This is a genomic window from Polaromonas sp., from assembly GCF_029945895.1.
GTDB lineage: Bacteria > Pseudomonadota > Gammaproteobacteria > Burkholderiales > Burkholderiaceae_C > Polaromonas.
The window spans coordinates 23887-31287 of sequence record NZ_JAQSDL010000053.1 but is presented as its reverse complement, the minus strand read 5'-3'; the positions used below and the strand labels follow the sequence as shown (position 1 = coordinate 31287).

Sequence of the window (7401 nt, the reverse complement as noted above, 5' to 3'; positions counted from 1 at the left end):
TAAAAGCCGAACCAGGTGTCGGCGTCGAAGTTTTTCAGGCCGGCTTCGTCCAGGGTCGGTACGTCCGGAAACAGCGGAGAGCGCTTGGCACTGCCCACGGCCAGCAGCTTGAGCTTGCCGGCCTTCACATGCTGCAGGCCGATGCCCGGGTCGAACATGAAGTCGAGCTGGCCGCCCAGCAGGTCCTGCATGGCCGGCGCCGCGCCGCGGTAAGGCACGTGCACCGCAAAGGTGTTGGTCTGGGCCTTCAGCATCTCGGCCGCCAGGTGCGGTGAGCTGCCGTTGCCGGGTGAGCCGAAGGACAGCTTGCCGGGGTTGGCCTTGAGGTAGGCGAGGAATTCCTTCACGTTGCTGACCGGCAGCGAGGGTTTGACTTCCAGGAACACCAGCACGCGCGCCGCGGCCGCCACCGGCACCAGGTCTTTCGCCGGGTTGAAGGACATTCTGGTGTAAAGGTGCGGGTTGACCGACACCATGCCGCCTGAACTCATGAGCAGGGTGTAGCCGTCGGCCGGCGCCTTGGCCACGGCTTCGCCGCCGATGTTGCCGTTGGCACCACCGCGGTTTTCCACCACCACTGGCTGGCCCAGGGCCTCAGCCAGCGGCGTGCCGATGGCGCGCGCCAGCTGGTCGGCCGCGCCGCCGGGCGGAAAGTTGACGATGACCTTGACCGGTTTGGCCGGCCAGGTCTGCGCCTGTGCTGCGGGAAACAGACTGCTGGCGATCAGGGCCAGCGCCAGCAGGGTGCGGCGGCCGGGTTGGATGAATGGGTTCATGGTGTTGTCTCCTCTGGGGTGGGTAGAAAAAATCAGGTGCTCTTGGCGGCACGTGGTTTGCGGTGGGGATTCTGGATCCATCGGATCGGTTGTGCTTTCACCGGTCGCGCTGGTGCGCCATGGCTCACCAGCGTCTGGTCCAGCGCCTTGCCGGCTTCGTCCTCCAGCGCGGCCTCGCGCGCGGCGGCAATGGCGGCTGCACGCAGTTCGTTCGATGCGAAGGACGCGCCGGTGGCCAGGTGCTCCAGCACATGCATGAGGTTGTCCTTGCCGCGTTCGTTGGTGCTGCCGTAACCCTTGATCAGGCGGCCGCATAGCGCGATCTCATGCCCCAGTTGCCAATGGGCCTGTGTGCCGCGCACGACGCCGTCCAGCCACTGGGTGATCAGAACCTGTTCGGTGGTGAAACGGCTACCGCGCACACGCAGCCACTTCAGGCTGGCCAGCAGGCGCAGCGAGAGCATGCCGAAGACCGAGTGGGTGCCGACCTTGAGCGGCAGGGCCCACGGCGTCTTCCCATTGGCCACGCGTGCGCGATCCCAGCGCGTCACGCGCGTGGCCAGGCCCGCCGGCAGCAGGGCCGCGAATTCCGCGGCCCCCGGCTTGAAATGATCGTAGACCTGCAGCAGGTCACCGGCGCCTGCCTTGACCTCACCGTGCACGCGCTGCCAGCGGCTGGCGCTGCTTTTCAGGTCGGCGACACGCACGATGTCGTCAAACGCCATCCACAGCGCCAGCCAGCGCGCCATCTCGCGCGTGGTGGCGTAGCCCTGGGCCGCCGCCGGGTCCGCCTGCACCTCGGCGGCCAGCACCTGCCGCAGGCGCTGCACATACAGCTCGGCGTACGCGCGGTCCTGGTATTCCAGCATGCGGGCGTGGCCCAGCGCCAGCATGTCGTGCACCGGCGCTGGAAAGCTTGAAGCCAAATCGGCCTCCAGCCCTTTGGGGACGGGCGCAAGCAGCTCCTCTTCTGATAGCAGGCTGGTGACCAGTGCTGTCTGCGCCTGTTGGGTGGACACCTGTGCAAATGCGCGGTCGAAGCCGCGCAGGCTGGCTTCAGCACCTTTGCCGCCGTGGCGGATGGCGTCCTCATACGCCTGGCGCGCGAAGGGCAGCAGGCCGCTGCCGGCGATCGCGCCCAACATCACCGCGCTGACCACGGTGCCGCTGGCTTTGGCCATCTCGCCCATGTCGAAGACCTGGGTGGCGCGGCTTTGCGCGCCTAGGGCCTGCAACAGCGGCGCGCTGTCGGTGCGGCCGTCGCCGGGCACCATGCGTTCGGCGGTGGTCAGGGTGCGGCTGCTGGAACTGATGACCAGCGTGCGCTGGGGGGAAGCCATGCCGTTGCCGACCTGGCGCGCGGTTTCCAGCAGCTCGGACGAGATCAATCCGTCGAGCGCGCCGGGCACCGGGTTCAGGCTGAACACCGGGCGTTTGCCGCCGAGTTCCTTCAGCGGCACCGGAAAAACTTCCAGGTAATAGGTCGTCGCGCCGGTGCGCTGCGCGACGCCGGGAATCGAGGTGCTTTGCGCCGCGTAACCGCTGGCCAGCGCGATATCGACCAGCCATTCGGTCAACACGCCGCCGCCTTCGCCGCCGAGTGCGCATATCAGCAGGGTGATGGGTTTTTGATGGTTCATGGCCATCATGCTGTCTGCAATGCCCGAACCAGGGCGCCGCGCACGCTGCCCAGCAAGCGCTCGTGCCACTTCGGGTTCTGGATCACTTCTGCCCGGTAAAACGAGGGGCACAAGGTGGCGGCGTGCGCATTGGCGCCGCACAGCCCGCAGCCGACGCAGCCGTCGATCACCGTGGCCACCGGGTCCACCTTGAGCGGGTCCGGGTTGTCTTTCAGGGTCAGCGTGGGGCAGCCCGACAGGCGGATGCAGGCATGGTCGCCGTTGCAGATGTCTTCATCGACGCCGTATTTCACCCGCACCACGCGTTTGCCGCGTTGAAGCAGGCCGGCCAGCCAGGGCTTGATGCGGCGCTGGCGCTCGAGCTGGCATTCACCTTCGGCAATGATGACCTTGAGACCGTTGAAATCCGTCGTGAAGGCCTCGTTGAGCGTCTGGCGCATCTCTTCCACATGGTAGGTGTGCACCGTGCGCAGCCACTGGATGCCCAGGCCCTGCAGGGTTTTCTCGATGGTGGTGTTGGTCTGGGTCAGGCTTTGCAGCTTGTCGCTGGCGTTGAACTTGGCGTCGTCGCTTGGCGTGGAGATGATGTCCTGCGTGCCGGTGGCCGAGGTGTAGCCGTTCTTGAAGATCAGCAGCACCGCATCGTCACCATTGAACAGCGCCGACTGCACGCCGGTCAGCAGACCGTTGTGCCAGAAACCGCCGTCGCCCATGATGGACAGGGTGCGGCGCGCCATCATCGGCGAGACGCCGGCACGGCTGGCCAGGCTCATGCCGTAGCCGAGGATGGAGTGGCCGAAAGAAAAGGGCGCAAAGGTGCCGAAGGCGTGGCAGCCGATGTCGGCCGCGATGTGCACCGGTCCGACGTCCTGCTGCGCCAGCTTGAGCGCGGAAAACACCGGCCGTTCCGGGCAGCCAATGCAGAACCCGGGCGGACGCACCGGCAGCGCCTGGTTCAGCTGTGCCGCGATCTGCGCGCCCACCGCGCTGCGGCGTTCGATGTTGCCTTGCAGCCATGCGGTGGCCGACGCCGTATCCACATCGGTGGCGTATTGACCGACGAAGGCAGCAATGCCGGCCGCCACCACCTCGACCGAATATTCACCGCCCAGAGGCAACATGTCCTTGCCGTGCAGCGGCGTGTTGATGTCGCGGCGCCGCAGGAAGGTGGCGATCTCCTGCTCAATGTATTCGGGCTGGCCTTCCTCCACCACCAGCACCGCGCGTTTGCCGATTGCAAATGCGGCCACCTGCTCGGGCACCAGCGGGTAAGTCACATTGAGCACGAGGATGGGAATCTCGCTCTGGCCGAAGGCATCACACAGGCCGAACTGCTGCAAGGCGCGTATCAGCGCGTTGTAGATGCCGCCCTGCACGATGATGCCAAGGTTCTGCCGCGGCCCATCCATCAGTTCGTTGAGCTGCTGCTCGACGATGTAGCGGCGCGCCGCCGGAATGCGCTCTTCGAACTTGAGTTTTTCGTGGCGGAAGGTCACCGGCGGGTGCGCGAGTTTGGCGTAGTCGAAAGCCGCGGGTTCTTCCATCAGTTGCCGCTTGGAGATGGCAGGCGGGCGGTTGTCCCTGCATTCAAAACTTCCACGCACATGGCAGGCGCGTATGCGCAGCTCCAGGATGGCCGGCATGTTGGAAGTCTCGGACAGCCTGAAGCCGTGTTCGACCATGTCCACCATCTTGCCCAGATCGGGCCGCGGGTCCAGCAGGCACATCGATGACTTCAATGCGTAGGCATGGGTCCGCTCCTGGATCACGCTGGCGCCTTCGCCGTAGTCTTCGCCGACCACAATCAGTGCGCCACCCATCACGCCGGGCGAGGACAGGTTGGACAGCGCATCGGCCGCGACGTTGGTGCCCACTATCGATTTCCAGGTCACCGCGCCACGCAGCGGGTAGTGGATGGACGCCCCCAGCATGGCAGCGGCCGATGCTTCGTTGGAGCAGGCCTCGACGTGCACACCGAGTTCGTCCATATAGGGCTTGGCCTGCACCATGACGTCGAGCAGATGCGACACCGGTGCGCCCTGGTAGCCGCCCACATAAGCCACGCCGGACTGGAGCAACGCCTTGGTGATCGCGAGGATGCCCTCGCCGTGGAAAGTTTCGCCGCTTTTCAGCCGCAGCGACTCGATTTCCTTGCTGAATGAAACTTCCAAGGCTGTCTCCGTTTTTTATGTGTCGTGGGAAGCCGCGAGTTTGGGCTTCCCTTGACTATCCATCAATAAAATAACCAGACTATGTGGTATTCATTCAATGCATATAAAGGACATCGCGCCGATACTGCCCGTCGCCCGCCAGCAATGGAGGGCGCTTGCGGCCGGTGGCGGCTGCACCACCAACAAGTGGGCGGTTCCGCAGCGTGACTTTGCGGTGCCGCGCCGCCGGCGCAGGTGCAGGTGCAGGTGCAGGTGCAGGTGTTTTGAGATCAACCCCGGCAAACGCTGGCAAACGCTGGCAAACGCTAGCAAAGGCGGGCAAAGGCGGGCAAAGGCGGGCCGCGTCAGGTCATCGTCGATGGATTTTCCGCGGGTGGAAGTTCTGAGCCCGGCGATCGTCCCCGGGACAGCGCAGGTGCGGCGCCGGCATCACCGAGGCGCTGGCCCGGTCCTGTCGGGGCGGCTATCCAGGGGAGTGAGGGCTGCGTCTTCTCTCTGCATCAGTGTCCGGGCCAGGCCTGCAAACCACGCCAGCGCCACGCCTGCTGAAATCCAGACCAGCCATTGCCCCAGTCGCGCCTGGTCATCGAGCAGATAAGCGTTGCACACGCGTACCGGCGAGCTCGCGTAGAGATAGCCGACCACGGCCATCATGGGCAGCACGTTGCCCAGGAAAAACCCCTGCATCAGCAAGCCTGCAGGGCGCCATGACAGCTGCAGGGCCATCCCGCAAGCCAGCAGGGCCAGCCATTTGGCGAGCTCTACCCGGCCGTCGACCAGTGCCAGGTCGAGCAGGCGTGGAATCATCAGCAAGGCCAGTATCAAGGCAGTGGCGAACAGGCCGTTGATCCCGAAAACATTCCAGCATTTGATTTTTGTGCGCCAGCGCGTCGGCAAGGCCAGCGCAAGAAAAAAGCCGGCAAGCGCGATCAGCGGGTACTGAACCAACATGTGCCGGGTCATGTCGGCTTCCATCCAGCGCCGCACATGCGGCAACGCCAGCAGGAGCAGCCCGGCCAGGGCGCCTGTCACCGGCCAGAGGGCTCGGTGTGGAGGTCGGCGCGTCATGAGGGCGGGCGGCTTGCAAGATCTCGCGCGTAGTCGAGGGCGAGCTGCTGGTCTGCCTGGTCGAAGATGCGCACCAGCTGGGCGTTCTGGTCGAGCACCAGCAGCGCGGCGTTGTGTTCGAAATCCCCCCGGCCATCGGGCACCACCACGACCTGAAAATCGGCGAGCAGGTGGCGTGTATCCCTGGTGTCCGGCATGCGTACGAAGCGCCAGAGCAAGGGGTCTGCGTTCAGGCGCGCGGCATAAGCCTGAAGAACCTGGGGGTTGTCGTGCTCCCCGTCGAAGCTGATGGACAGCAGTTTCACCTTGCGCGCCGCGCTATCGGTTTTCCCGGCGGTCTGGAGCACGGACTGCATTTGCTGATAGCTGCTGCCCAGCGCAAGGCAAACTGTCTGGCAGCGGGTGTAGACAAAGTTCACCAGCGTGACCGATTGGCCGTCCGCCAGCCACTGGCGCAGTGCCTGCGCCGGAATGCCGGGACCATCAATGTTGACGGCTGGCACGGCCACCGGCGCCAGGGCGACTTCAAGGCGGCGTGCACCTTCGGCCGTCCAGACCTGGAAGTCATGGGTAAGCCAGGACGCACTGGCGTAGCCGGCCACAGCCAGTGCGATGCCGGGCAAGGCTGTGCGAAACATCAGGTCCGTCGGCCCGGTACCGGCCCGCTCATGCGGACGACTTGCGTCCTTTTCGACATGGCCAGCGGCAGGACGTCGGCCAGGGTATGGCCGTCGAGGTGCTGCATGAAACTGTGCAATGCACCTTCGATGACGCCGGTCAGCCTGCAACTGCCGGTCAGCACGCAGTGGTTGATCGGCGCCAGGCATTCGACCACGGAGAAATCAGGCTCCATGCTGCGAATGATTTCGCCCAGGCTGATGTCCTGCGGTGTGCGTGCCAGTCGCATGCCGCCACCCTTGCCGCGCACGGTTTCAATCCAGCCAGCCAGCCCGAGCTGGTGCGTGATTTTCATCATGTGGGCTTCGGATATGCCGTAGTGGCCCGAGATCTCCGCGATCGTGCAAAGGCGGTCTGGTTGCTGCGCCAGAAATATCAGCAGGCGCAGCGCATAGTCGGTCATGTTGGTGAGTCGCACCTGGTCTTCTCCCTGGCAGTCTTCTGGGTGGTCGGTCAGGGCGCCTTGGCTGTGATGGCCCTGACTTCAGCCTCGCCATTGAACGGGGTTGTCCGCGTGTCGGCCTTGCGCTCCGCGGCGAACAGTTCGGACTTGATGGCGCCGGATTTGTTCGACCACTCGCCGCGCACGTAGCTGGCAACGGCTGCCAGCTCGGCATCGCTGAGCTGTTTGAATGAGGGCATGGCCCCCTTGAAGGTGTTGCCCATGACCGTCATCTCGCCATTGATGCCATGCAGAAGAATGTTTGCCATGGTGCGCTCGTCGCCATTGACCCACTCCGAGCCATCCAGCGGCGGGAACACGCCGGGCAGGCCCTTGCCGGTTGCCTGGTGGCAGGCCACGCAATTGGCTGTAAAGACCTGCTTGCCATCAGCAGCAGCGCCCGAGGCGCCGGCAACGGGTGCCTGCAGATCAGCCACGGTACGCCGGTCACCGAGGTCGGCTTCACCGAAAGGTTCGGAGAACAGAATGTAGGCAACACCAAAAATCACGACTGCCAGCGTGATGGCCGCCACGATGAGTGGAATGGGCCGGTTCCGCTCGGAGGGGTCTTCCGTTTCACGGTCCTGGGCCCGGTTGCGCGAAGCATGGTCTTTTTGCATGTTGTG

At 64.8% G+C, this 7401-nt stretch carries 7 protein-coding genes; all 7 read right to left on the bottom strand.

Features of this window, described 5'->3' with window-relative positions; all coding sequences use genetic code 11:
- On the bottom strand, positions 1 to 776 hold a 776-nt coding region (locus PSV33_RS07310), incomplete at its 3' end, for a tripartite tricarboxylate transporter substrate-binding protein (protein WP_300560236.1).
- Between the two features lie 32 nt (positions 777 to 808).
- Positions 809 to 2416 carry an indolepyruvate oxidoreductase subunit beta family protein gene (locus PSV33_RS07305; RefSeq protein WP_300560234.1) on the bottom strand — a complete coding sequence of 536 codons (1608 nt, stop codon included), beginning with the start codon at positions 2414 to 2416 and terminating at the stop codon, positions 809 to 811.
- Positions 2417 to 2421: 5 nt separating this feature from the next.
- Positions 2422 to 4587, bottom strand: a complete 2166-nt coding sequence (locus PSV33_RS07300; RefSeq protein ID WP_300560232.1) for an indolepyruvate ferredoxin oxidoreductase subunit alpha — start codon at positions 4585 to 4587, stop codon at positions 2422 to 2424.
- A 429-nt stretch (positions 4588 to 5016) separates the two neighbouring features.
- Positions 5017 to 5655: a hypothetical protein gene (locus tag PSV33_RS07295; protein WP_300560230.1), complete on the bottom strand. Its 639-nt coding sequence runs from the start codon at positions 5653 to 5655 to the stop codon at positions 5017 to 5019.
- Positions 5652 to 6293 (bottom strand): SCO family protein, encoded by a 642-nt coding sequence (locus PSV33_RS07290; protein WP_300560228.1) that lies wholly within the window; start codon positions 6291 to 6293, stop codon positions 5652 to 5654. Before PSV33_RS07290 ends, PSV33_RS07295 begins: the two co-directional genes overlap by 4 nt.
- Positions 6293 to 6751, bottom strand: a complete 459-nt coding sequence (locus tag PSV33_RS07285; protein ID WP_300560226.1) for an Rrf2 family transcriptional regulator — start codon at positions 6749 to 6751, stop codon at positions 6293 to 6295. The genes PSV33_RS07290 and PSV33_RS07285 overlap by 1 nt, the downstream gene beginning before the upstream one ends.
- Before the next feature lie 35 nt (positions 6752 to 6786).
- Positions 6787 to 7395 (bottom strand): cytochrome c, encoded by a 609-nt coding sequence (locus tag PSV33_RS07280; protein WP_300560224.1) that lies wholly within the window; start codon positions 7393 to 7395, stop codon positions 6787 to 6789.
- Between the last annotated feature and the right edge of the window lie 6 nt (positions 7396 to 7401).